This window comes from Streptomyces sparsus (assembly GCF_054776295.1).
Genome location: NZ_BAAHCA010001357.1, coordinates 1 through 963, shown reverse-complemented (window position 1 = coordinate 963; position 963 = coordinate 1). Strand labels below are relative to the sequence as shown.

Genomic DNA, 963 nt, shown 5'->3' with positions numbered 1-963 from the left:
CGCGAGCGGCGGTGGCCCGGCTGGAGGAGCTGACCGGCCGGGCACCGCTGCTGCTGACCGGCGACCGCCGGCAGGCGGCCGTCCGGCTCGCGGAGCAGACCGGCATCCGCCCGGAACAGGTCCGGGCCGCACTGCTGCCCGCCGACAAGGCCGACGCCGTAAGGGAGTTGGAGGCCGCGGGCAGCCGGGTGCTCGCCGTCGGGGACGGCGTCAACGACGCCCCGGCGCTGGCCGCCGCGCACGCGGGCATCGCCATGGGCGGCAGCGGCGCCGACCTGACCCTGCGTACCGCCGACGCGGTACTGGTCCGCGACGAACTGGCAGCGGTGCCCGCCGTGGTGGCGCTCTCCCGCAGAGCGCGGCGGCTGGTGCTGCAGAACCTGGCGATCGCGGGCACGGCCATCGTCGTCCTTGTCGCCTGGGACCTGTTCTGGCACCTGCCCCTGCCGCTGGGTGTGGCCGGGCACGAGGGCTCCACCGTGCTGGTCGGCCTCAACGGCCTGCGACTGCTGAGCGACCGCGCCTGGCGCGCCTGACGCGCCCGGGTCAGGCGCCGCTCACCGCCCCGCCCCCGGTCGGCGGGCCGCCCGCCCGCTCGTGACCGGTGGTACCCAAAGCCGTGACGGAGGGTGCGCGGTGACACTTCCGGGACGTGACGGACCAAGATTGTGAACGAATTCACACCTTCCCCTTGGCCCGGGCCCTGATCCGTGCTGAGATGCGAGCACATCCGGCTCGACGGCGCGCTTGGGGAGGGCACTGTGGCGGAATCCGCCATGTCTCGTTCGGTACGGCTGGATCACGGTGGGGGCGACGATCCCCTCGCCCTGGCGGTGTGGCGGCTGCGTTCACGCGGCTGCTGGGACGACGCGGCGGCCCTGCTGGCCGTGCGGGCGACCGAGGACGCGGAGGTCGCCGTCGAACGGGCGGCCCTGCTGGTGGAGCGCTGCATGTTCACCGCCG

At 74.8% G+C, this 963-nt stretch carries 1 protein-coding gene and 1 pseudogene; both read left to right on the top strand.

The features are described 5' to 3' along the window. A partial coding sequence (locus ACYVE9_RS28405; protein WP_461030757.1) for an HAD-IC family P-type ATPase occupies positions 1–536 on the top strand: 536 nt, incomplete at its 5' end. Between the two features lie 240 nt (positions 537–776). Beyond that, positions 777–963, top strand: a pseudogene (locus tag ACYVE9_RS28400) (hypothetical protein); the annotation flags it as partial.